Annotated in this window: 15 protein-coding genes; 7 read left to right on the top strand and 8 right to left on the bottom strand. The window is 68.8% G+C overall.

The features are described from left to right. Positions 1-65: 65 nt before the first annotated feature. A complete protein-coding gene (gene fusA / locus HMPREF2924_RS32975; RefSeq protein WP_003088751.1) occupies positions 66-2,174 on the bottom strand; it encodes an elongation factor G in 2,109 nt (702 codons plus the stop codon). A 275-nt stretch (positions 2,175-2,449) separates the two neighbouring features. Here fusA and HMPREF2924_RS32970 point away from each other — a divergent pair, with 275 nt between their 5' ends. The 7 genes from HMPREF2924_RS32970 (at position 2,450) to HMPREF2924_RS32940 (ending at position 12,553) form a co-directional block, all read left to right on the top strand. After that, positions 2,450-5,092: a TonB-dependent receptor gene (locus HMPREF2924_RS32970; protein ID WP_023094751.1), complete on the top strand. Its 2,643-nt coding sequence runs from the start codon at positions 2,450-2,452 to the stop codon at positions 5,090-5,092. A 179-nt stretch (positions 5,093-5,271) separates the two neighbouring features. Next, positions 5,272-6,996: a carbamoyltransferase family protein gene (locus HMPREF2924_RS32965; protein WP_003128678.1), complete on the top strand. Its 1,725-nt coding sequence runs from the start codon at positions 5,272-5,274 to the stop codon at positions 6,994-6,996. A gap of 43 nt (positions 6,997-7,039) precedes the next feature. Beyond that, a complete protein-coding gene (locus tag HMPREF2924_RS32960; RefSeq protein WP_003109654.1) occupies positions 7,040-8,203 on the top strand; it encodes an MFS transporter in 1,164 nt (387 codons plus the stop codon). Position 8,204: 1 nt separating this feature from the next. Then, positions 8,205-8,873 carry an HAD family hydrolase gene (locus HMPREF2924_RS32955; RefSeq protein WP_003128680.1) on the top strand — a complete coding sequence of 223 codons (669 nt, stop codon included), beginning with the start codon at positions 8,205-8,207 and terminating at the stop codon, positions 8,871-8,873. Further along, complete coding sequence (locus tag HMPREF2924_RS32950; protein ID WP_003088740.1) at positions 8,870-9,508, top strand: YdcF family protein; 639 nt, start codon at positions 8,870-8,872, stop codon at positions 9,506-9,508. The genes HMPREF2924_RS32955 and HMPREF2924_RS32950 overlap by 4 nt, the downstream gene beginning before the upstream one ends. Positions 9,509-9,656: 148 nt before the next feature. Next, positions 9,657-11,501 carry a copper resistance system multicopper oxidase gene (locus HMPREF2924_RS32945; protein WP_023094752.1) on the top strand — a complete coding sequence of 615 codons (1,845 nt, stop codon included), beginning with the start codon at positions 9,657-9,659 and terminating at the stop codon, positions 11,499-11,501. Further along, positions 11,498-12,553 (top strand): copper resistance protein B, encoded by a 1,056-nt coding sequence (locus HMPREF2924_RS32940; RefSeq protein ID WP_003128687.1) that lies wholly within the window; start codon positions 11,498-11,500, stop codon positions 12,551-12,553. Before HMPREF2924_RS32945 ends, HMPREF2924_RS32940 begins: the two co-directional genes overlap by 4 nt. Positions 12,554-12,572: 19 nt before the next feature. Here HMPREF2924_RS32940 and HMPREF2924_RS32935 read toward each other — a convergent pair whose 3' ends face one another. From HMPREF2924_RS32935 to HMPREF2924_RS32905, 7 genes are all read right to left on the bottom strand, one after another. Beyond that, entirely contained in the window at positions 12,573-13,796 is a 1,224-nt protein-coding gene (locus HMPREF2924_RS32935) for a DUF2235 domain-containing protein (RefSeq protein WP_003088736.1), read from the bottom strand. A gap of 202 nt (positions 13,797-13,998) precedes the next feature. Further along, positions 13,999-15,180: a cysteine desulfurase family protein gene (locus HMPREF2924_RS32930; protein ID WP_003128689.1), complete on the bottom strand. Its 1,182-nt coding sequence runs from the start codon at positions 15,178-15,180 to the stop codon at positions 13,999-14,001. Between the two features lie 145 nt (positions 15,181-15,325). Then, positions 15,326-16,936, bottom strand: a complete 1,611-nt coding sequence (locus HMPREF2924_RS32925; protein WP_003128690.1) for an ABC transporter ATP-binding protein — start codon at positions 16,934-16,936, stop codon at positions 15,326-15,328. 1 nt (position 16,937) lies between these two features. Beyond that, a complete protein-coding gene (locus tag HMPREF2924_RS32920; protein ID WP_003128692.1) occupies positions 16,938-17,954 on the bottom strand; it encodes an ABC transporter permease in 1,017 nt (338 codons plus the stop codon). 1 nt (position 17,955) lies between these two features. After that, positions 17,956-19,029: a microcin C ABC transporter permease YejB gene (locus tag HMPREF2924_RS32915; protein WP_003088729.1), complete on the bottom strand. Its 1,074-nt coding sequence runs from the start codon at positions 19,027-19,029 to the stop codon at positions 17,956-17,958. Position 19,030: 1 nt separating this feature from the next. Further along, positions 19,031-20,839: an extracellular solute-binding protein gene (locus tag HMPREF2924_RS32910; RefSeq protein WP_003088727.1), complete on the bottom strand. Its 1,809-nt coding sequence runs from the start codon at positions 20,837-20,839 to the stop codon at positions 19,031-19,033. Positions 20,840-20,842: 3 nt separating this feature from the next. After that, positions 20,843-23,800 carry a TonB-dependent receptor gene (locus HMPREF2924_RS32905; RefSeq protein ID WP_023094753.1) on the bottom strand — a complete coding sequence of 986 codons (2,958 nt, stop codon included), beginning with the start codon at positions 23,798-23,800 and terminating at the stop codon, positions 20,843-20,845. Positions 23,801-23,970 lie beyond the last annotated feature (170 nt).

Below are 23,970 nucleotides of genomic sequence, written 5' to 3'. Positions count from 1 at the left end.
GAGATGCGGCTGCCGCTCCCGGAAAGGCGCGCGCCGCCGCTGGCCTCGGCGGCGCGCGGCGGCTCTCAGCGGCCCTGCCTGGCGACGATCGCCTCGGCCACGCTGGCCGGTACCTCGGCATAGCGGACGAACTCCATCGAGTAGCTCGCGCGCCCCTGGGACATCGAGCGCACGTCGGTGGCATAGCCGAACATTTCGCCCAGCGGGACCTCGGCACGGATCACCTTGCCCGCCGGGGTATCCTCCATGCCCTGGATCAGGCCACGCCGGCGGTTGAGGTCGCCCATCACGTCGCCCATGTAGTCCTCCGGGGTCACCACCTCGACCTTCATCACCGGCTCCAGGAGCACCGCTCCGCCCTTCTGCGAGAGTTGCTTGGTGGCCATCGAGGCGGCGATCTTGAACGCCATCTCGCTGGAGTCGACATCATGGTAGGAGCCGTCGTACACCGTCGCCTTCAGGCCGATCAGCGGGTAGCCGGCGAGCACACCGTTCTGCATCTGGTCCTCGATGCCCTTCTGGATCGCCGGGATGAACTCGCGGGGAATCACCCCGCCGACCACCTCGTTGTGGAACTCCAAGCCTTCCTGCCCCTCGTCGGCCGGAGCGAAGCGGATCCAGCAATGGCCGAACTGGCCGCGGCCGCCGGACTGGCGGACGAACTTGCCCTCGATCTCGCAGGTGTTGCGGATGGTCTCGCGATAGGCCACCTGCGGCTTGCCGATATTGGCTTCGACGCCGAACTCGCGGCGCATGCGGTCGACGATGATGTCCAGGTGCAACTCGCCCATCCCGGAAATGATGGTTTGCGCGGTCTCCTCGTCGGTCTTCACGCGGAACGACGGGTCTTCCTGGGCCAGCTTGCTCAGGGCGATGCCCATCTTCTCCTGGTCGGCCTTGGTCTTCGGTTCCACCGCCACCGAGATCACCGGATCGGGGAAGTCCATGCGTTCGAGGATGATCGGCTTGTCGATGGCGCACAGGGTGTCGCCGGTGGTCACGTCCTTCATGCCGATCAGCGCGGCGATGTCGCCGGCGCGCACTTCCTTGATCTCGTCGCGCTGGTTGGCGTGCATCTGCACCATCCGCCCGACCCGCTCCTTCTTGCCTTTCACCGAGTTGAGCACCGCATCGCCGGAAGTCAGCACCCCGGAATACACACGGGCGAAGGTCAGGGTGCCGACGAAGGGGTCGGTGGCGATCTTGAACGCCAGCGCCGAGAACGGCTCGTCGTCGTCCGCATGGCGCTCGTCGTGCTTCTCTTCGTCGTCCGGGTCGGTGCCCCTGATCGCCGGGATTTCCGACGGAGCCGGGAGATAGTCGATCACCGCGTCGAGCACCAGAGGCACGCCCTTGTTCTTGAACGAGGAGCCGAGCACCGCCGGTACGATCTGGTTGGCCAGGGTCCGCTGGCGCAGCCCGGCCTTGATCTCCTCGATGCTCAGTTCCTCGCCTTCCAGATACTTGTTCATCAGTTCGTCGTTGGCCTCGGCGGCGGCCTCGACCATGTGCGCCCGCCACTCCTCGGCCAGCGCCCGCAACTCCGCCGGGATCTCCTCCTCGCGGTAGCTGGTGCCCTGGTCGTCATCGTTCCAGTAGATGGCCTTCATCTTCACCAGGTCGATCTGCCCGCTGAAGTTTTCCTCCGCGCCGATCGCCAGCTGGATCGGCACCGGGACATGGCCCAGGCGTTGCTTGATCTGCGCGACCACGCGGAGGAAATCGGCGCCCTGGCGGTCCATCTTGTTCACGTAGGCCAGGCGCGGCACATGGTACTTGTTGGCCTGGCGCCAGACCGTCTCGGACTGCGGCTCGACCCCGTCGGCGCCGCTGAACACCACCACCGCGCCATCGAGCACGCGCAGCGAGCGCTCCACCTCGATGGTGAAGTCGACGTGGCCGGGGGTGTCGATGATGTTGAAGCGATAGCGGTGCGGGAACTGCTTGGTCGAGCCCTGCCAGAAGGCCGTGGTCGCCGCCGAGGTGATGGTGATGCCGCGCTCCTGCTCCTGGACCATCCAGTCCATGGTCGCCGCGCCGTCATGGACCTCGCCCATCTTGTGGTTGACGCCGGTGTAGAAGAGGATCCGCTCGGTCGTCGTGGTCTTGCCGGCGTCGACGTGGGCGACGATGCCGATGTTGCGATAAAGCTCGATGGGAGTGGTGCGAGCCATGATCTGCCCCTTGGGTGCTGCCCTGGATGATGGGAACGACTGCTGAAAGAAAAATGTAGCTGAAGAAAGGACGCCACAGCACCGCCGCGACGCCTGCTTTTCGACCTCGGCAGAGGGGACTGGTTCTGCCGCTCCGGCCCGCCGACGAAAGGCGCGACGGCCGGGCTTGTTCCCAGCGGACATAAACTCATGGCGCAAAGGTCTAAGCCGTCCCTGGAAAATCCCCCGGCTCGACGGACATCCCTGGACACACCGGAACAAGGGATGCCCCGACCATGCACCGATCGCTCCACACCGACCCGCCGCTGGGCGCCGCCCTGCTGCTGGCCCTGCAGCTCGCTCCCGGCAGCGCCGCCGCGGCGGAGGGACAGGCGCCTGTCGACCCGCCCACGGTCCAGTTGCAACGAATCGAGGTGACCGGTAGCGCGATCCGCCGGGTCGATGCGGAAACCGCGGTGCCGATCAGCGTCCTGCGCGCCGAGGAGCTGCGCCAACAGGGCGTGACCAGCACCGAGGAACTGATCGGCCGGCTTTCCGGCAACCAGGGCGTATACAACTCCAGTCGCTCGGTCGGCAGCGCCACCGGCGGCGCCTCGTTCGCCGACCTGCGCGGGATCGGCGCGAACAAGACCCTGGTGCTGCTCAACGGCCGGCGCCTGGCGAACAATGCCATCGACGGCTCCGCCGTGGATCTCAACACCATTCCCTTCGCCGCCATCGACCGGGTCGAGGTGCTGCGCGACGGCGCCTCCGCACTGTACGGCACCGATGCCATCGGCGGGGTGATCAACTTCATCACCCGCAAGAGCCTGAACGAAGGCCGCGTCGACAGCGGCTACGCCTCCCCCACCCACGACGGCGGCGGCAACCAGCGCAACGTCAGCGCTAGCTGGGGCTTCGGCGAGCTGGAGGAGGATCGCTTCAATGTCTTCGCGGTGGCCAACTACGACAAGCAGGAACGCCTCGGCGCCAAGGACCGCGGCTACACCTACAACTACCAGCCGGGACGCGGCCTCGACTACAGCTCCGGCACCGCCTTCCCCGGCAACTGGAGCCAGGGCGCCAACGCCAGCAATCCGCTGGCCGCCGGCGGTTGCAAGGGCGCCGACCTGATCCCGCGCAACGGCATCTGCCGGCAGAGCCTGTGGCGCTACCTCGACCTGGTGCCGGAAACCGAGAAGACCTCGGTGTTCAGCCGCGCCACCGGCAAGCTGGCCGACGAGCACAACGTCAGCCTGGAGTACTTCTGGTCGCGCAACGACAACGCTACCCAGGTCGGCCCAGGGACCCTCACCGGCCTGCAGATCGATCCCGGCACCGCCTTCTATCCCGGCAACGGCATCACTCCCGGTCCCGGCGGCTTCGTCCTCGACCCGAGCCGGCCGGTGGAGGTCAACTGGCGGCAGAGCGTGCTCGGGCCACGCCTGCAATCCTCGCAGAACACCGGCCAGCGCCTGCTGCTCGGCTTCGACGGCCGGTTCGCCGGCTGGGACTACGATATCGGCGCCTCGTACAACCAGAACAAGGTGGTCGACCATATCCACAGCGGCTACGTCGATGATCGCGCCGCCGCCCTCGGCATCGCCAACGGGACGCTGAACCCGTTCGGGCCGCAGACCGACGCCGGCCTCGCCTACCTCGGCAGCCATGCCCTGAGCGGCGACTTCCGTACCTCGGTCGGCCGCGTCAAGGGCCTGGACGCCCGCGCCAGCCGGGAGATCGGCGACTGGTTCGGCGCCGGGCCGGCGGCCCTGGCGCTGGGCGGCGAATTCCGCAAGGAGGCGTTCCACCAGGACATCCAGGACTTCGCCGGCAACGTGCAGAGCCTCGGCGTCGATCCCGCCGCCACGGTCAGCGGCGAGCGCAACCTGAAGGCGCAGTACGCCGAACTCAACGTGCCGGTGCTGGACAGCCTGGAACTCAGCGCGGCGATCCGCCACGACAAGTACAGCGACTTCGGCAGCACCAGCAATCCGAAATATTCGTTCCGCTTCCAGCCGTTCCGCCAGTTGGTCCTGCGCGGCGCCTACAGCGAAGGTTTCCGCGCGCCGTCGCTGTACGAACTGTACAACCCGACCTTCACCACCTATACCAGCGCCAACTACGACGACCCACGCCTGTGCGCCGGCGGCCAGCCGAGCCAGGGCGGCATCGCCAACCGCGACTGCGCCCAGCAGTTCTACAACGCCACCGGCGGCAACACCGACCTGCGACCGGAAACCGCGCGCAACGTTACCCTGGGCCTGGTCTACCAGCCGCTGCGCGACCTTTCCGTCGGCCTGGACTTCTGGTGGATCAGGATCGCCAACCAGATCGCCGAGTTTCCCGAAGCGGCGATCTTCGCCGACCCGCAGGCCTACGCCGGACGCATCGTGCGCAAGGCCGACGGCTCGATCGATCACGTCGTCACCGGACTGGCCAACCTCGGCAAGGTAAAGACCAGCGGCGTCGACCTGAGCCTCGATTATCGTTTCCCGGCCAGCCGCTACGGGCAGTTCGGGCTCGACCTGCAAGGCACCTACGTGTCCCGCTACGACTTCCAGCAGCAGATCGGCGGCCAGTACCTGGACAACGTCGGCGACTTCCAGGGCGTCGGCGTGATCGCCCGCTGGAAGCACGTCGCCAACGCCACCTGGAGCCGCGACGCCTGGCAGGCCACCCTGAGCAACCGCTACACCAGCGGCTACAACGACTACGATCGCGCCAGCCACGGCAGGGTCGGCTCGTGGAACCTCTGGGACCTGGCCGGCAGCTACCGCCTCAGCCACGCGCTGGGGCTGACCCTCGGGGTGAAGAACCTGTTCGACCGCGAACCGCCGTTCAGCAACCAGACCTACACCTTCCAGAGCGGCTACGACCCGCGCTACACCGATCCCTACGGGCGCATCCTGTTCGGCCGCCTCAGCTACAGCTTCTGATGCCGGCGCGGGCGCCCGGCCGGTATGGCCGGCAAGCCCGTCGACGGCTGTCCAGCTACCAGATCCGGTAGCCCTGCCAGATTTCGCAGGCGACCAGATCTGGCAGGTTGTTGGGCTCCCGGTGCCATGCAACCTATTACGCCTCTCGCCCCCCACCCGTTCGCGCAAGAGGACACCGCATGATCATTCTCGGGATCACCAACAACGACCTGGCCGGCGCCTGCCTGGTGCGCGACGGCGGGATCGTCGCCGCCGCCAGCGAGGAGCGCTTCACCCGCCAGAAGGACCACAAGGCCTGGCCGAGCCGCTCCATCGACTATGTGCTCGGCGAGGCCGGCATCGACCTGGCCGACATCGACCGCATCGCCTACGGCTGGAACGCCGGGTTCGACGCCGGGCGGCACCTCGACCTCTACCTGGACCGGGTCCTCGAGGAAGCCCGCGAGCGTCCCGAAGGCCTGCCGCACCTGCGCAAGCGGATCGCCGACGAGATGGCCAACGACAAGGCCAAGCGCGGCGAATTCGATGCCTTCGTCCGCGCCAACGGCCTGCGCGGCAAGGTCGAGTACATCGACCATCACGAATGCCACGCCCTCGGCGCGTTCGTCTGCTCGCCGTTCGACGAGGCGCTGACCCTCACCTGCGACGGCCGCGGCGACTTCCAGTCGCTCACCGTCACCCACTACCGCGCCGACGGCGGCGAGACGGTCCTGCAACGCGAGACCAGCGTCGACAGCCTGGGCTACTTCTACGGGCGCATCACCCGCCTGCTCGGCTTCAAGCCGAACCGCCACGAAGGCAAGATCACCGGCCTGGCGGCGTTCGGCGACGCGGAAAAGCTGCTGCCGCTGATGAACGACATGATCCGCCTGGAGAACGGCCGCCTGCGCGCCCGCTGCGGCGAACTGTACCTGCCCTCCTACGACGGCTACAGCGATCCGCTGCTGCAACGCTGCGCGGCGGAACGCCCGGCGGATGTCGCCGCCGCCGCGCAACGGCACTCCGAAGACCTGCTGGTGGCCATCGCCCGGCAGCACGTGGCGCGCACCGGTTGCGCCAACCTGTGCCTGGCCGGCGGGGTGTTCGGCAACGTCAAGCTGAACCAGCGCCTGCGCGAGATCCCCGGGGTCCGCGATGTCTACGTGCTGCCCTGCATGGGCGACGGCGGCCTGGCCCTGGCCGCGGCGGTGGCGGTGGCCTATCGCGAGAACGGTACGCGCTTCCCGGCGCCGAGCATGGCCCTCGGGCCGGACGCGCGCAGCGCCGCGCAGAATGCCGAGCTGATCGCCAGCCAGTACCCGCAGCTGGCCTACAGCCGGCCGGCCAACCTGATCGAGACGCTGGTCGAAGCGCTGCGGGAAAACCAGGTGCTGGGCATGTTCAAGGGCCGCATGGAGTTCGGTCCGCGCGCCTTGTGCAACCGCAGCATCGTCTACCATCCCGGCGATGCCAGCGCCAACGACTGGCTCAACCAGCGCATGGAACGCACCGAGTTCATGCCATTCGCCCCGGTCACCGCGGTAGAACACGCCGAGGCTTGCTACGTTGGCTGGCGTGAAGACCAGGTGGCGGCCGACTACATGACCATGACCTACGACTGCCATGCGGATTTCCGCGAGCGCTGCCCAGCGGTGGTGCATGTCGACGGCACCGCGCGGCCACAGATCATCCGGCCGCAGGCCGATCCGTTCATGCACGCCCTGCTGCATGCCTGGCATGCCCGCAGCGGCCAGCCGGCACTGATCAACACCTCCTTCAACCGCCACGAGGAACCGATCGTCTGCGCCCCGCAGGACGCCCTCGGCGCGCTGGAGGACGGCATGGTCGACCTGGTGGTGCTGGGCGAGTCCCTGCTGGTCTGGCGCAAGGGCGAGAACGCCTTCGCCAGGGCGCGCTTCGAGTGAGGCGCAAACCGCAGCGAACCGGCACGGCGACGCGGGAACCGGCATGTACCTGATCTTTTCCGGCTACTTCGCCGCCGAGGGGCTGATCTATCCGTTCTGGCCGACCTGGCTGGCCAGCCTGGGCTTCGGCGCCAGCCAGATCGGCCTGTTGATCGCCGCGGCCTACTGGCCGCAGGTGATCGCCGGGGTGGCGCTGACCTACGTGGCCGACTGGCGCATCGACCAGTTGCGCCTGGCGACCCTGCTGGCGGCCCTGGCCGGCGCCTGCGCCCTGCTGTTCCAGCTGGCCGAGGGCCTGCCGCTGTTCATCGCCCTGAGCGTGCTCTACGGCGCGTTCTGGACCAGCGTGCTGCCGCTCACCGAGTCCTACCTGCTCAAGCGCGACAAGGCCGCCCTGCAGAACTACGGGCGGGTACGCGCGGTCGGTTCGCTGGCCTTCATCCTCACCGCGACCCTGGGCGGCCTGCTGCTCGGTCGGTTCGGCCAGCAACTGGTGCCCGCCCTGGTCGGCCTGACGATGCTGCTCACCGCGCTGGCCTGCCTGTTCCTCCGTCGCCGCAGCCTGCGCCGTCCGGACTCGCCGCTGCCGGGCGCCAGGCGCCGTCCCGACCTGCGCGGGATCCTCCGGCAACGCCCCCTGCTGCTGGCCATCGCCGCGGCGGGAATGATCCAGCTGAGCCACTCGCTGTACTTCACCACCGCCTCGCTGGGCTGGCAGGCGCTGGGCTACTCGTCGTTCTCGGTCGGCGCCTTCTGGGGCCTGGCGGTGATCGCCGAGATCAGCTTCTTCGCCGTCTCCAACCGCATCCTGGACCGCCACCCGGCGCTCCAGGTGATGCTCTTCTCCAGCCTTTGCGCGGCGCTGCGCTGGGGCCTGCTGGCCGGCAGCGAACATCTCGCCGCGATCCTCCTCGGCCAGTGCCTGCACGCCCTCAGCTTCGCCGCCTACCACGCCGCGGTGATGCGCTACATCCGCGACCACGCGCCGGAAAGCGCGCGGGTACTGACCCAGGGGATCTACTACTCTCTGGCGGTAGCGCTGCCCATGGGCCTCGCCAGTCCGGCCGCCGGCTGGCTGTACGAAGGCCTGCCGCAGTGGTCCTATCTGATCATGGCGCTGTTCGCCCTCGGCGGCGCGGTCCTGGTCTGGCTTGCCCTACAGAGTGCCCGAGATGCATCGACTAGCGTTTTCAGCCGTTCTGTTTGACATGGACGGCGTCCTGATCAGCTCCCGCGAAGCCATCGCCGCGGCCTGGAGCCGGGTTGCCGGCGAACAGGGCGTGGCGCTCGGCCCGGACTGCCTGCGCGACCACGTGCACGGTCGTCCGGGCGGCTACACCCTGGACTATCTGTTCGGCCACCTGCCGATGGAGCGCCGGCGGATCCTCAAGCAACGGGTCGATGCGCTGGAGGAAGGCGCCGACTGTCCCCTGCTGCCCGGCGTCGCCGCGGTGATCCGCCAGCTGCGTTGGCTGGACGTGCCCTTGGCGCTGGTCACCAGCAGTTGGCCGGCACGCATCGACCACGTGCTGCGCCAGCACGACCTGCAGGCGGCGTTCCGCACCCTGGTCAGCCGCGACGACGTGGTCAACGGCAAGCCGGCTCCGGATGGCTATCGCCTGGCCGCGGCCAGGCTCGGCGTGGCACCGTCGCGCTGCCTGGTGTTCGAAGACTCCCTCAGCGGCGTGCAGGCCGCCTGCGCCGCCGGCGCGACCTGCGTGGCGATCGGCGAGGAGAGCGGCCTGCTCGCCGCCGGCGCGCGCTGGTCGGTCCGGGATTTCCGCGAGCTGCGGATCGTCCGCGAAGACGACCGGCTGTACTGCCAGCATCGGCACCCCGCCACGACCGACAGCGAGAGGAGCGTTGGCGTCCCATGAGCCCGACCCTGCAAGATGCCCGGCTGCTCTGGGACTTCCTCGGCCAGGGCCGCTGCCATGTGCCCTGCGAACTGCTGGTGGTATGCGGCTCCTACGACCTGCGGGTCTGCGACCACGCCTGCGAACTGCTCGAACGCGGCCTCGCCGAACGCCTGCTGTTCACCGGCAACACCGGGCACTGGACGCGCCATCTCTGGGTCGAGCCGGAAGCCGAGCTGTTCGCCCGCCACGCCAGGGCACGCGGGGTAAGCGACAGCCTCATCGTGATCGAGCCGCGGGCGACCAACTTCGCCGAGAACATCGCCTTCGCCCGCGAGCTGTTCCCCGACCTGCGCCGCGCGACCTTCGTCACCAAGCCCAACTCGATCCGCCGCGTGGCGCTGACCCTGCCGGTCCGCTGGCCGGGGCTGGAGGGACACGTGGATGCGCCCGACTACGCATTTCCCGACGGCATCTCGAACCTGGTCGGCGTACTCGGGGTGATCGACGAGATGGTTGGCGACCTCGACCGCATCATGCGTTACCCGGCGCTGGGCTTCCAGGTCGCCTGCCCGATCCCGGCGCAGGTCATGGACGCCTGGGAACGCCTGGTGGCGCGGGGTTTCGACCGCCACCTGGTGAACCCGCCGCGCTGAGCTGACAGCTCTGTAATCTTCCCCACAGCTTGCCGACAGGCGCGCGCCGCTAGGGTGTCCGCATCGCCGCACCGCCCTGGCGGGGCCGCGACCTCCCGGCTGCGCAGGCTCGCGCAGTCCGTCCTGCCACCTGCGTGGAAACCAGCGGATGCACAGAACTTCGCGACGCACCTTCGTCAAAGGCCTCGCCGCCACCGGTCTGCTCGGCGGACTGGGTCTCTGGCGCGCCCCGGCCTGGGCCCTGGCCGGGCCGGGCCAGCAGAACCTGCTCGCCGGCGACAGTTTCGACCTGTTCATCGGCGAGACCCCGGTGAACCTCAGCGGCTCGCCGGCCACCGCCATGACCATCAACGGTTCGCTGCCCGGCCCGACCCTGCGCTGGCGCGAAGGCGACAGCGTGACCCTGCGGGTGCGCAACCGCCTCGCCGAGGACACCTCGATCCACTGGCACGGCATCATCCTGCCGGCCAACATGGATGGCGTGCCGGGCCTCAGCTTCGAGGGCATCGCTCCCGGCGGTCTCTACGAATACCGCTTCAAGGTCCGGCAGAACGGCACCTACTGGTACCACAGCCACTCGGGGCTACAGGAGCAGGCCGGGGTCTACGGCGCCCTGGTGATCGACGCCCGCGAGCCGGAACCGTTCAGCTACGACCGCGACTACGTGGTGCTGCTCAGCGACTGGTCGGACGAGAAGCCGCAGCGCATCCTCGCCAAGCTGAAGAAGCAGTCCGACTACTACAACTTCCACAAGCGCACCGTCGGCGACTTCATCGACGACGTCAGCGCCAACGGCTGGGCCGCGACCCTGGCCGACCGCAAGATGTGGGCCGAGATGAAGATGAGTCCCACCGATCTCGCCGACGTCAGCGGCTACACCTATACCTACCTGCTCAACGGACAGCCGCCGGACGGCAACTGGACCGGCCTGTTCCGCCCCGGCGAAAAGCTCCGCCTGCGCTTCGTCAACGCCTCGGCGATGAGCTATTTCGACGTCCGCATTCCCGGCCTGAAGATGACCGTGGTGGCCGCCGACGGACAGCACGTCGAGCCGGTCAGCGTCGACGAGTTGCGCATCGCCGTGGCCGAGACCTACGACGTGATCGTCGAGCCGGGCGGCGAGCGCGCCTATACCCTCTTCGCCCAGTCCATGGACCGCAGCGGCTACGCCCGCGGCACCCTGGCGCTGGCCGAAGGGCTTAGCGCGCCGGTGCCGACGCCCGATCCGCGCCCGCTGATCGGCATGGACGACATGGGCATGGGCGGCATGGACCACGGCGCCATGGGGCATGGCGCGGCGACGAGGCCCGCCAGCGAGATGGACCATTCGAAGATGTCGGGCATGGACATGAACGGCATGGACCACTCGAAGATGGCCGGCATGGACATGAGCGACATGGACCACTCCAAGATGGCCGGCATGGACCACTCCAGGATGGGCATGGACACCATGCCGATGCAGTCCCATCCGGCTTCGGAGGACGGCAACCCGCTGGTCGACATGCAGACCATGACGCCGACACCGAAGCTCGCCGACCCCGGCCTCGGCCTGCGCGACAACGGGCGGCGGGTGCTGACCTACGCCGACCTGCGCAGCCGCTTCGCCGACCCGGACGGCCGCGAGCCGGGGCGCACCATCGAGCTGCACCTGACCGGGCACATGGAGAAGTTCGCCTGGTCCTTCGACGGCATCAAGTTCTCCGACGCCGAGCCGCTGCGCCTGACCTACGGCGAGCGCCTGCGGATCGTCCTGGTCAATGACACCATGATGACCCACCCGATCCACCTGCACGGCATGTGGAGCGACCTGGAGGACGAGCAAGGCAACTTCCTGGTGCGCAAGCACACCATCGACATGCCGCCGGGCACCCGCCGCAGCTACCGGGTCACCGCCGACGCCCTGGGGCGCTGGGCCTACCACTGCCACCTGCTGTTCCACATGGAGATGGGCATGTTCCGCGAAGTGCGGGTAGACGAAGGAGACAACGCATGAGCCGCCAGCCGAAACCCGCCCGCCTGGCCGGCGGTGCCCTCGCCCTGGGTCTGCTGCTGGGCCTGCCGAATCCCGTCGAGGCCGCGCAGGACAATGGCATGGAGCACTCGGCCATGGACCACGGCGCGATGCCTGGCATGGACCACGGCCAGAGGACCTCCGCCCCGGCGAAACCCATGGACCACCAGGGGATGGGGCATGGCCGGATGCCGGGGATGGACCACGGCGCCGCATCGCCCGCCCCGGCACAGCCCATGGAGCACCAGGGAATGGACCATGGCCGGATGCCGGGGATGAGCCACGCTGCGCGGCAACCTCCGGGGCAGGCCGCGCCCAGCCAGAGCCGTACGCCGATCCCGGTGCCGACCGAGGCCGACCGCCGTGCCGCCTTTCCGCCGCTGGAGGGGCACAAGGTGCACGACAGCGCGCTGAACAGCTTCTTCCTGCTCGACCAGTTGGAATACCAGGACGCCGACGACGGCAGCGCGCTGGCCTGGGACGCCAGCGGCTGGATCGGCGGCGACATCAACCGCCTGTGGCTGCGCAGCGAAGGCGAACGGCTCGACGGCAAGACCGAGGACGCCGAGGTCCAGGCGCTGTTCGGGCACGCCATCGGTCCCTGGTGGGACCTGGTCGCCGGCGTGCGCCAGGATTTCAAGCCCGGCTCGCCGCAGACCTGGGCGGCGTTCGGCGTGCAGGGCCTGGCGCTCTACGACTTCGAGGCGGAAGTCACCGCCTTCCTCGGCGAGAACGGCCAGAGCGCGCTGCGCCTGGAGGGCGAGTACGACATCCTGTTGACCAACCGGCTGATCCTCCAGCCCAGCGCCGAGGTCAACCTGTACGGCAGGAACGATCCCGCCCGCGGCATCGGTTCGGGCCTTGCCGATAGCGAGCTGGGCCTGCGCCTGCGCTATGAGATCCGTCGCGAGTTCGCGCCCTACATCGGGGTGACCTGGAACCGCTCCTACGGCAACAGCGCCGACCTGGCCCGCGCCGAGGGCGAGGACGACGACGAGGCGCGCTTCGTCGCCGGTATCCGCATGTGGTTCTGAACGCGATCGCGGCCAGCCGCTAGCGGTAGCCGTCAAGCAACGGCGAATCGTCGATGAGGTCGCAGCGTTCCAGCGCTGGCAGGTTGCACGGCCGGTAGTCGGGGCATTCGTCCAGCCGCCGCTGCACCGAACGGTGCAGCTTGACCCGGGTTTCCTGCCCGACCGGTTCCAGCGGCCGCGAGCGCGGCCGGCCACGCGACCAGCGCCAGGCGCGGTTGCCGCTGCGGCGGTCCCAGACCAGCAGCGGCAGCCACTCGGCCAGGCGCCAGGGCCGGGTCATCACCGGCAGGATCGGCGCGGTCGGGTCCGGGCCCTGCTTCGAACGTGCGCGCAACTGGTCGCGGCTGCGCGCCGGGTCGACATGCAGGCCGGCCTCCAGCGCCTCGCCGAGCATCCAGGTAAAGGCCACCAGAGCCAGCCGCGAGTCCTTCGGCGCATAGCCACCGCCGACATCGGAGTGCATGCCGGGGAACCACACCTGCAACACGTCGGACTTGCGGTCCTTCTCGCCGAACCAGAGGTTCTGCCGGAAGAAGCAGCGGCATTCGTCGATGGCCAGGGCCTGGCGGACCACGTCGACCATTTCGTTGTTCGAGGAATACGGCACGGTCAGCGGGTCGTAGACCCAGCCCACCGAGGTCACGGTGTCGAACAGGCCGAGGAAGTGCACCTTCACCTGCCGGCCGAAGACCTTGCGGAAGCGTCCCAGCAGGCCGAAGTCCGGCCCGCGGCGACGCGTGCCGGCCCGCTTGTCTTCGTCGCGGGGCGGCATGCGGGTGGTGAGCAGGGTCCAGGCGTAGTCGAAGAGGTGTGGCTGGTGCGCATCGATCAGGCCCACCGCACGCAGCATCGCGGCCAGCACGCGCACCGCGTAGGCGCCGCGGGAAAAGCCGAAGAGGAATATCTGGTCGCCGGGCCGGTAGTGCTCGGCGAGGAAGCGATAGGCGCCCTCGACGTTGCGCTTGAGCCCCCAGCCGAAGGCCAGGCCGGCGATCCGCGAGGGAAACTTCTGCCACTCGAACAGGGTTTCCTTCAGGCCGAAGGTGCCGACGCCCTGGTCGTAGTAGGCCAGCACCCTGCGCGGATCGCGCGACAGCGAACGGTACAGGCGCACCACGTTGGTCGGCTGGTCGCCGAAGCGGTTCGAGGTTCCGTCGATGCAGACCACCAACTGGCGCGGCGCGTCGTTGTCCTGGGCGCTGCCGGCAGGCGGCAAGGCGGAATCGGGGGAGAGATCGTCCATTGGGCTCACGCAGGCAAAGCCTGACTTCCGTCGGCGGTGGATGGGAATGGCGACGCATGATACCCAACCTGGATGATCCGCCAAGCGCGCATTGCCGGGAAATGACGGCAAAGACGAAAAGCCCCTGGAGCCGCAGGGCGGATAACCGCTTCGCGGTTATCCGCAGCCCCTGGCTTCGGCGAGGGCGGGTCGAGCCGGCCGCTCAGCCTGCCCTGGATACCCCGAGGAACGGCTGCCACGCCGGCGCGCCACTATCCGCCGCGGCCTTGAGGGCGGTCACCGCCGCGTCGACGTCGGCCTCGCGGGTGTAGCGACCGAGGCTCAGGCGCACGCTGCGGCCGGCGCTGGCGGCGTCGTGGCCGAGGGCGAGAAGCACATGGGACGGCGCCGGCCGCGCCGAGTTGCAGGCCGAGGTGCTGGACACCGCCAGGCTGGACTCCAGCGCCTGGGGGACGAAGGCCGGGTTGTCGAAGGTCAGGTTCAGGGTATGCGCGATGCGTGCGTCGGCGCTGCCGTTCAGGCGCCAGCCGTCGATCTGCGCCAGCCCCTCCAGCAGACGCCGCTGGAGTCCGGCGATGCGCCTGCCCTCCTCCTCGAAAAGCTCGCCGGCGAGGGCGAAGGCCTCGCCCATGCCGACGATCTGGTGGGTCGCCAGGGTCCCGGAGCGCAGGCCCTGCTCGTGTCCGCCGCCGTGGATCTGCGCCTTCAGCCGGCGCTCGGCGCGCGGCCCGACGTACAACGCGCCGATGCCCTTGGGCCCGTAGGTCTTGTGCGCGGAGAACGACATCAGGTCCACCGCCAGGCGGCCCAGGTCGATCGCCACCTTGCCGCTGGCCTGCGCCGCGTCGACGTGGAACAGCGCGCCGCGCTCGCGCACCCGTTCGCCGATGGCGGCGATGTCGGTCAGGGTGCCGAGTTCGTTGTTGACCCGCATCAGCGACACCAGGCGGGTATCGGCGCGCCAGGCCGCCTCCACCTGTTCCGGCCGGATCAGGCCATCGGCGCCGGGCGCCAGCCAGGTCACGCTCCAGCCGTCATCGGCGAGTTGCTGCACGGTGTCCAGCACCGCCTTGTGCTCCAGGCGACTGGTGATCAGGTGGCCGGGCGTGTCCAGCGCCTGGGCCACGCCCTTGAGGGCCAGGTTGTTGGATTCGGTGGCGCCGGAAGTCCAGACGATCTGCCCGGCGCTGGCGCCGACCAGCGCGGCCACCTGCTCCCTGGCCCGCTCCACCGCCCGCCGCGCCTGGCGGCCGTAGGCATGGGAGTTCGACGCGGGATTGCCAAAACACGCCTGGTAGCCGAGACACTCCACCATGGCCCGGATCACGCGCTCGTCCACGGGCGTGGTGGCGGCGTAATCGAAGTACAACGGTAACGAACTCATCGCATTCCCCCAATCGATCGAACGGCCCCGGAAGCCGACATGGCTCCTTGTCCCTGACGGGCCCGCAGGCCGATCTTAAGAAAAGCGCCGGGGCGTCTGGAAAGAACCTTTCGGAACATCCTTAGAGTCTGCATGGTTTCCCGCCTCAGATTCCCAGCCCGGCCACCCGCAGGTGCTCTTCCAGGCGCAGCGCCGGCATCGTCCCGAGCAACTCGCGGGTATAGGGATGGCGCGGCTGGCTGAACAGCGCCGCGGCGCTGCCCTGCTCCACCACCCGGCCGTCCTTGAGCACCAGGATGTCGTGGGCCAGGGCGCGAACCACGGCCAGGTCGTGGCTGATGAACAGGTAGCTCAGCCCGTGGCGGCGCTGCAACCGACGCAGCAGCTCGACCACCTGGCACTGCACGCTGCGGTCGAGCGCCGAGGTCGGTTCGTCGAGCAGGATCAGCGCCGGCTTCAGCACCAGCGCGCGGGCGATGGCGATGCGCTGGCGCTGGCCGCCGGAAAACTCGTGGGGATAGCGTTCCAGGCAAGGCTCGTCGAGACCGACCTCGCGCAGTGCCTCCAGCACCCGCGCGCGGCGTTCGCCGGCATCGCCGATGCCATGGATACGCAGGCCTTCGCCGACGATCTGTTCCACGCTAAGGCGCGGGTTGAGGCTGCCGTAGGGGTCCTGGAACACCGCCTGGAACTGCCGGCGCAATGGCAACAGGCGCTTGCCGTGCAGCCGGTCGAGGCGCTCGCCCTGGAGCAGGATCTGCCCTTCGGCCGGCAACAGGCGCAGCAGCGCCTGGCCGAGGGAGGACTTGCCTGAACCGCTTTCGCCGACGATCCCCAGGGTGCTGCCACGGCGCAGCCGCAGGCTGACCTCGTGCACCGCGCGCAGTCCCGCGCGCCGGCGCAGCCAGCCGCCGGGCGCGGGGTAGTCGAGGCTCAGCGCGCGCACCTCCAGGCAGGTCTCGCGGCACGCCACCGGCTCCGCCAGGCCACCCGGCTCGGCCTCGATCAGCAGCCGCGTGTAGGGATGCCGGGGCGAACGGAACAGCGTCTCGCAGGCGTTCTCCTCGACGATCCGGCCATCGTGCATCACGCAGACCCGGTCGGCGACCCGACGCACCAGGTTGAGGTCGTGGCTGATCAGCAGGATCGCCATGCCCAGCCGTCGCTGCAAGCTTTGCAGCAGCTCCAGGAGGCGTTTCTGCACGGTGACGTCGAGAGCCGTGGTCGGTTCGTCGGCGATCAGCAGTTGCGGCTCGCAGGCCAGCGCCATGGCCAGCATCACCCGCTGTCGCTGGCCGCCGGAGAGCTGGTGCGGATAGGCCTCGAGCAGGCGTCGCGGCTGCTCGAGGCCGGCCAGTTCGAGCATTTCCAGTACCCGCCCGCGCAGCGCGGCGCCACGCAGGCGGCGATGCAGGCGCAGGCCCTCGCCGACCTGGCGGCCGATGCGCTGCAATGGATTGAGCGAGGTCATCGGCTCCTGGAACACCATGCCGATGCGCTGCCCACGAATCGCCAGCAATGCCTGCGGCGACAGGGCGAGCAGTTCCTCGCCGTCCAGGCGCACGCTGCCGCCCAGGCGCGCCGCGCCCGGCAGCAGGCGCAGCAGGGCGTGGGCGGTCTGCGACTTGCCGGAGCCGGACTCGCCGACCAGGGCCAGGGTCTCGCCGGCGCGCAGGCTGAAGTCGATCCCCTTCACGACCTGCGTGTCGCCATAGGCGACGCTCAGGTTTTCCACTCGCAACAGTTCCCGGTTCATCTCATCTCCTCGGATCGAAGGCGTCGCGCACCGCTTCGCCGATGAACACCAGCAGGCTGAGCAAGGTCGCCAGGACCACGAACACGGTCAGCCCGAGCCAGGGCGCCTGGAGGTTGTCGCGGCCCTGCCCGACCAGTTCGCCAAGGCTCGGCGAGCCGGGCGGCAGGCCGAAACCGAGGAAGTCCAGGGCGGTCAGGGTGGTCACCGCGCCACAGAGCAGGAACGGCAGGAAGGTCAGGGTCGCGACCATGGCGTTGGGCAGGATGTGCCGGAACATCACCCCGGCGTCGCCGAGGCCGAGGGTCCGCGCCGCCTTGACGTACTCCAGGTGACGACCGCGAAGGAACTCGGCGCGAACCACGTCGACCAGGCTGGTCCAGGAGAACAGCAGCATGATCGCCAGCAGCCAGCCGACCCCGGGCTGCACCAGGCTGGCGAGGATGATCAGCAGGTAAAGCATCGGCAGACCCGACCAGACCTCGATGAAGCGCTGGCCGAACAGGTCGATCCAGCCGCCGTAGTAGCCCTGCACCGCGCCGGCGCAGATTCCCAGCAACGACGAGGCCAGGGTCAGGCCGAGGGCGAAGAGGATCGACAGGCGCAGGCCGTAGATCACCCGCGCGAGCACGTCGCGGCCCTGGTCGTCGGTGCCTAGCCAGTTCTCCGCCGAGGGCGGCGCCGGCGCCGGGCGCGCATAGTTGATGCTGCGGGCGTCGAAGCGGATCGGCGGCCACAGCGCCCAGCCGTCGCGGGCGATGCGTTCGCTCATGAAGCGACCGCGGTAGTCCGGCGGGAACGGCAGCTCGCCGCCGAAGGCGGTTTCCGGATAGTCCCGCAGCACCGGCAGGAACCACTGCCCACGGTATTCCAGCAGCAGCGGGCGGTCGTTGGCGATCAGCTCGGCGAACAGGCAGGCGACGAACAGCGCGAGGAACAGCCGCAGCGCCAGGCGCCCGCGGCGGTTGGCGCGGAACGCGGCGAGGCGGCGGCGGTGCAGCGGGGAAAGGACGATGGCCATCTCACTGTTTCCTCGCGGCGAAGTCGATGCGCGGGTCGACCAGGCTGTAGGCCAGGTCGCCGGCCAGCTTCACCAGCAACCCGAGCAGGGTGAAGATGAACAGGCTGCCGAACACCACCGGGTAGTCGCGGCCGAGCGCCGCTTCGTAGCCCATCAGGCCGAGGCCGTCGAGGGAGAACAGCACCTCGATCAGCAGCGACCCGGTGAAGAACACCGAGACCAGCGCCGCCGGCAGCCCGGCCACCACCAGCAACATGGCGTTGCGGAACACATGGCCGTAGAGCACCCGGCGCTCGCTGAGGCCCTTGGCGCGAGCGGTGGCGACGTACTGCCTGGATATCTCGTCGAGGAAGCTGTTCTTGGTCAGCAGGGTCAGGCTGGCGAAGCCGCCGACCACCAGCGAACCCACCGGCAGCGCCAGGTGCCAGAGGTAATCGGCGAAGCGCGCCAGCGCGCCGAGGCGCTCGGCGCCCTCGGAAGCCAGGCCGCGCAGGGGGAACCAGTCCAGGTAGCTGCCGCCGGCGAACAGCACGATCAGGACGATGGCGAAGAGGAAGCCGGGCACCGCATAGCCGACCACCACCAACGCGCTGCTCCACAGGTCGAAGGCGCTGCCGTGGCGCACCGCCTTGGCCACCCCCAGGGGAATCGACACCAAGTAGGTGATCAACGTCGCCCACAAGCCCAGGGACAGCGAGACCGGCAGCTTCTCGGCGATCAGGTCGACGACCCGTGCGTCGCGGTAGAAGCTCTCGCCGAAATCCAGCCGGGCGTAGCTCGACAGCATCAGCCAGAGCCGTTGCAGCGGCGGCTTGTCGAAGCCGTACTGGCGCTCCAGGGCGGCCACCAGCTGCGGGTCGATGCCGGTCTCGCCGTGGCGCTGCGGCTCCAGAGCGCCATGCCCACCCTCCCCGCCACGCCCCAGCGGGCCACCGCCGTCGACGCCCTGCAGGCGCGCGATGGCCTGATCCACCGGCCCGCCGGGTGCGGCCTGGACGATGGCGAAGTTGATCAGCAGGATGCCCAGCAGGGTCGGCAGGATCAGCGCCAGACGGCGCAACAGGTAGCCGCCCATGTCACTGCGCCTCCCGGCTCGGCACGGCCCGCTCGCGGACTTCCCACCAGGTGTTCAGCCCCAGGCTGTAGCGCGGCGCCTGCGGCGGTCGGCCGAAGCGATTCCAGCTGGCGATCCAGACCTCGTCGGAATACCAGGTCGGGATCAGGTAGTAGCCCCATTGCAGCACCCGGTCGAGGGCGCGCACGGCGGTTTCCAGGGCGGCCCGCGAGTCGGCCTCGACCACCGCCTGCACCAGCCGGTCGATGGCCGGGTCCTTCAGGCCGATGCGGTTGTAGCCGCCGGGATCGGCGTAGCTGGAGGAATGCCAGAAGCTGTACTGCTCATTGCCCGGCGAATTGGACTGGGAGAAGCTCGAAACGATCATGTCGTAGTCCCGCGCACGTATGCGCTCGATGTATTGCGAAGCGTCCACCTGGCGCAGGCGCATATCGATGCCGATCCGCGCCAGGTTGCGCTGGAACGGCAGCAGCGCGCGCTCCAGGCCCTTGCCCTGGAGCAGGAGTTCGAAGCGCAGCGGCCGTCCGGCGGTATCCAGCAGGCGTCCGTCGACGGCATGCCAGCCGGCCTCGCCGAGCAGGCGGTAGGCCTGCACCAGGCGCTCATGGATATCGCCGCTGCCGTCGTTCACCGGCGGAGCGTAGGCCTGGCCGAAGACCTCCTCGGGGATCTGCCCACGCAGCGGCTCCAGCAAGGCCAGTTCGTCGGCGCCGGGCAGGCCGCGAGCGGCCATCTCCGAGTTGTCGAAATAGCTGCGCAGGCGCTTGTAGCGACCGCCGAAGAGCTGCCGGTTGGTCCATTCGAAGTCGAACAACAGGCTCAGCGCCTGGCGTACCCGGCGGTCCTCGAACAGCGGCCGGCGCAGGTTGAACACCAGGCCCTGGAGGCTGGCCGGGTACGGGTAGGGAAAGCTCTCCTGGCGCAACCGGCCATCGCGCAGGGCCGGCGAGTCGTAGCCGCTGCTCCAGGCCTTGACGCTGGTCTCGACATTGATGTCGGCCTGCCCGGCCTTGAACGCCTGCAAGGCCACGCCGCTGTCGCGGTAGTAGTCGAAACGGATCCGCTCGAAGTTGTACAGGCCACGCCCGACCGGCAGGTCGCGAGCCCACCAGTCGGGGTTGCGCCGGTAGCTCACCGAACGCCCCGCCTCGGCCTTCTCCAGCCGGTAAGGTCCGCTGCCCAGCGGCGGCTGCATGCTGCTGCGGTTGAAGTCGCGTCCCTGCCACCAATGCCTGGGCAGCACGTAGAGCTGGGCCAGCACCAGCGGCAGTTCGCGGTTGCCGGCATGACGGAAGTCGAAGCGGATGCGCAGGCGGTCCTCCACCACCGGCTCGAGGACCTCCTTGTAGTAGGCGCGCCAGAACGGGCTGCCCTGCTCGACCAGGCTGTCGAAGGAAAACTTCACGTCCTCGGCGGTGACCGCCACGCCGTCGCTGAAGCGCGCCCGCGGATCGATATGGAAACGCACCCAGCTGTTGTCCGGGGCTTTCTCGATGTAGCGCGCCAGGTAGCCGTATTCGGTGAACGGCTCGTCCAGTGACTGGAAGCCGAGGGTTTCGTAGATCAGCGCGGCCTGGGTCATGCTGATCGGCGTGCCGCGGTTGGCGAAGGGGTTCAGCGTGTCGAAGCTGCCGCTTTCCATCCGCCGTAGGCTGCCGCCCTTGGGCGCCTGCGGGTCGACGAAGTCGAAGTGCTGGAAACCCGGCGGGTATTTCGCCGACTCGTCGTAGAGCGTGATGGCATGGCGCGGTTCGCTGCGGGCCAGGCTGGCGAGCAGGCAGCAGGCGAAGACCAGGATGCGTCCGGGCATGGCTCAACCACCGAAGTGATAGCTGAAGTCCAGCCACCATTGGCGGCCCATGGCGTCGTAGTTGCCGGTGGGATAGTACGGCCAGCCATCGGAGTCGTCCTCCTTGATCTGGTCGAGCAGGTTGTTCACCGTCAGGCCGACGCTGGCGCGTTCGTTGAGCCGGTAGCGGGCGCTGGCGTTGAACACCGTCCACGGGCTCAGGCGCCCGCTGCCAGCGGCGTTGGTAACGCTGCCGTAGCGCACCGCGAAGAGCGTCGAGGTGAACTGTGCGTAGTCCCAGGTCAGGCTGGCGTTGAGTTTGCTGCGCCAGTCGTGGGAGTCGAGGCTGTCGCGCTGGTTCTCGCTGGGGTAGTCGTCGGACTGCTTGTAGTCGTGGGACAACACCAGGGTGTAGCCGAGGGTCGAGGAGAAGGCGCCGTAGTCACCGGCGCCCCAGCGGATGTTGCTGCGCAGGTCGATGCCGCTGGTGCGCTCCTTGGCCGCGTTGATGGCATTGACGTAGACCTTGTTCAGGCGATTCGGGTCGACGCTGGCGTCGCCGGCGTTGCGTTCGACCCGCGCCAGGGTGTCGCGGCACTGCGCCGAGTCCGGATCGAGCCCGCCGCTGCGGCAGGCCGCCTCGTCGCGCAGCAGTTTGTCCGGATCGAGGGTGGTCAGCAGGTCGTCGATCTGGATGTGGTAGTAGTCGGCGGAAAAGTCGAACCTGCTCGACGGCGACCAGACGAAGCCGTAGCTCCAGTAGCGCCCGCGCTCGGACTTCAGGTCGGGCGTGCCGCTCTGCACGTAGTCGACCCGGCCGTTCTTGCAGGCGCCGTCGACGCCTTTCTCGCAACCGTAGTAGTCCTTCTGCGCCGGGTAGTAGCCGTTGGCGTCGGCCTGGTAGATGTAGTTCAGGTCCGGCGCGCGGAAGCTGGTGCCGTAGCTGCCGCGTAGCAGCAGGCTGGTCAGCGGGCGCCACTCCAGCCCCAGGTTGTAGGTGGTCTGCTCCTCGGTGCGACCGCTGAACCTGTACTGGTCCCAGCGGCCGGCGGCGGACGCCAGCAGCGTGTCGTGCAGCGGGATGCTGAATTCGCCGCCGGCGGCGTAACGGTCGCGCGAGCCGCCGGAGCTGCTGGCCTTGGAGACGTTGTAGAGAGAGCCGTCGTTGTATTGCGAGTCGGGACGGATCCTGTAGCCCTGCTTGCCCACCTCCAGCACGCCGGCGAAGGCCACCGGGCCGGCCGGCAGGTCGAACAGCTCGCCGTTGCCGGTGAAGCTGTAGGTCTGCGAGTAGGACTCGCTGTGCTGGGTCACGTTGCGCCGCAGGCTGCGCCACTCTTCCTCGCTCAGCGGACGTCCGAGGCGCGCCGGATCGGGATCGTAGACCGGGTAGCCGTCGCGTTCGCCGAGCTTGCGGCCCAGGTACAGGTCGAGGATCCCGGCCGCCGGGGTGTAGCGGGTAGTGCGGTCGCTGCGGTACTCGGAGCGGGTTGCGGCCAGTTCGTATTCCCAGGAAGTATTGGCGACGCGGTCGCTGTAGCCGAGGGTGCCGGTCCAGGACACCTCGCGCCACTTGCTGTTGTTGCTGCTCTTGCCGCCGATCTCCTCGGGCGAGAACAGCCGGTACCAGCGCTCCAGGTCGCCGCTGGAGGCATTGATGAAGTCCGGCGAGGTGAAGGACGGTCCGCGGGTATTGTTCTGCAGGTGGTCGAAGCCGAACAGCAGGTCGGCGAACAGCTTGCCGCTGTCGCTCAGGTGCCAGGTGCCGCCGGCGTAGCCGTCGTAGTTTTCCTTCTTGGTCTGCAGGGTCCAGTAGTTGTTGTAGTACTGGTCGGTCATGCAGCGATAGCCACCCCTGGCGCCCGGCACCGGCGCCACGTTGCCGCCGAACAGGCCGCCGAGGCCGGCGCAGGAGGCGTCGCCGAGGTAGCGTCCGCTCTGCGGGTTCAGCCGGTAACCGACGTTGTTGCCGTCCGGGTAGCTGTCCATGAAACCGCGCTGGTTGGCCCAGACCGGCTGGCGCTGCTCGACCTGCAGGCCGAACAGGCCTTCGAAGTCGCCCGTCGCACCGCCGCCGACCAGTTGCAGGCGCTGGTTGTCGCCGCCGCCGCGCTCGGTGGTGCCGGCGCGCAGGTTGACGTCGACGCCATCGAATTTCTTCTTCAGGACGATATTGACCACCCCGGCGATGGCATCCGAGCCGTAGATCGCCGAGGCGCCGCCGCTGAGGATCTCGATGCGGTCGATCATGACCGCCGGGATGTTCGCCAGGTTGGTGAAGTTCACCGAGCCGCCATAGGCGGTCGGGTAGTCGGCGACGCGCCGGCCGTTGATCAGCACCAGCGTGTGGTTGGGGCCGAGATCGCGCAGGTTGAGGGCGTTAGCCGCCGGTTGCCAGGTGTTGCCGTAGTCCTCGCCCTGGGTCATGCCGGTGTTCTGGGTCTGCGTCTGCAAGGCCTCGAAGACGTTGCGGTAGCCACGGTTCTGGATTTCCTCGCTGCTGATCACCGTGACCGGCGACGGCCCTTCCTGCTGGGCGCGGGGAATCCGCGAGCCGGTCACCACCACCCGCTCCAGGGTCTGCTCCGCGTTCGCCGCCAGCGGCTGCACCTGCGCCGCCGGTACGGCCGCGCGCAGCGGCGCGGCGGAAATCACCGCGCCGCGCTCGGAACGGCGGAACTGCAGGCCGCTACCGCGCAGGGCCTGTTCCAGGGCCTGGTCGACACTCAGCGGACCGCGCACCGCCGGCGCCTGCCGGCCGCGCACCAACGCCTGCTCGAAGGAGATCAGCAAGCCGCTCTGCCGCGAGATGCCTAGCAGCACCTGGTCCAGCGGGCCGGCGGCGACGTCGAAGGTGAGCGCCTTGGCGGCGGGCGCGGGCGTCTCCGCACGTGCCTCCGGCGGCGCGGCGTAGGCCGCCGCGAGCAGCGCGGCCAGGGCCAGGCTGGAAGGCAGGCGTGTGGATGGAGCATGGTGCGGCATCGTTCGGTTCCCCCCGAAAGCATGGTTTCCAGGGGATGAGCGATGAGCGCGGGAGATTTGCAGAGCAGGCTTGGAACGCTTTGTTCTGAGCTTATAAGCGCGGGCGAATAGGCATAGCGGCGGATAACGCCTCCGGCGTCATTCGCCCCACCCGACAATCTTCCCCAGCT

It is taken from the genome of Pseudomonas sp. HMSC063H08, from assembly GCF_001813645.1.
In the GTDB taxonomy this organism is placed as follows: Bacteria; Pseudomonadota; Gammaproteobacteria; order Pseudomonadales; family Pseudomonadaceae; genus Pseudomonas; species Pseudomonas aeruginosa.
This window is presented reverse-complemented; position numbering and strand designations above follow the sequence as displayed.

Coding starts and splice junctions, on each gene's coding strand:
- fusA (WP_003088751.1), bottom strand. CDS start 2,174: ATGGCTCGCACCACTCCCATCGAGCTTTATCGCAACATCGGCATCGTC.
- HMPREF2924_RS32970 (WP_023094751.1), top strand. CDS start 2,450: ATGCACCGATCGCTCCACACCGACCCGCCGCTGGGCGCCGCCCTGCTG.
- HMPREF2924_RS32965 (WP_003128678.1), top strand. CDS start 5,272: ATGATCATTCTCGGGATCACCAACAACGACCTGGCCGGCGCCTGCCTG.
- HMPREF2924_RS32960 (WP_003109654.1), top strand. CDS start 7,040: ATGTACCTGATCTTTTCCGGCTACTTCGCCGCCGAGGGGCTGATCTAT.
- HMPREF2924_RS32955 (WP_003128680.1), top strand. CDS start 8,205: ATGGACGGCGTCCTGATCAGCTCCCGCGAAGCCATCGCCGCGGCCTGG.
- HMPREF2924_RS32950 (WP_003088740.1), top strand. CDS start 8,870: ATGAGCCCGACCCTGCAAGATGCCCGGCTGCTCTGGGACTTCCTCGGC.
- HMPREF2924_RS32945 (WP_023094752.1), top strand. CDS start 9,657: ATGCACAGAACTTCGCGACGCACCTTCGTCAAAGGCCTCGCCGCCACC.
- HMPREF2924_RS32940 (WP_003128687.1), top strand. CDS start 11,498: ATGAGCCGCCAGCCGAAACCCGCCCGCCTGGCCGGCGGTGCCCTCGCC.
- HMPREF2924_RS32935 (WP_003088736.1), bottom strand. CDS start 13,796: ATGGACGATCTCTCCCCCGATTCCGCCTTGCCGCCTGCCGGCAGCGCC.
- HMPREF2924_RS32930 (WP_003128689.1), bottom strand. CDS start 15,180: ATGAGTTCGTTACCGTTGTACTTCGATTACGCCGCCACCACGCCCGTG.
- HMPREF2924_RS32925 (WP_003128690.1), bottom strand. CDS start 16,936: ATGAACCGGGAACTGTTGCGAGTGGAAAACCTGAGCGTCGCCTATGGC.
- HMPREF2924_RS32920 (WP_003128692.1), bottom strand. CDS start 17,954: ATGGCCATCGTCCTTTCCCCGCTGCACCGCCGCCGCCTCGCCGCGTTC.
- HMPREF2924_RS32915 (WP_003088729.1), bottom strand. CDS start 19,029: ATGGGCGGCTACCTGTTGCGCCGTCTGGCGCTGATCCTGCCGACCCTG.
- HMPREF2924_RS32910 (WP_003088727.1), bottom strand. CDS start 20,839: ATGCCCGGACGCATCCTGGTCTTCGCCTGCTGCCTGCTCGCCAGCCTG.
- HMPREF2924_RS32905 (WP_023094753.1), bottom strand. CDS start 23,800: ATGCCGCACCATGCTCCATCCACACGCCTGCCTTCCAGCCTGGCCCTG.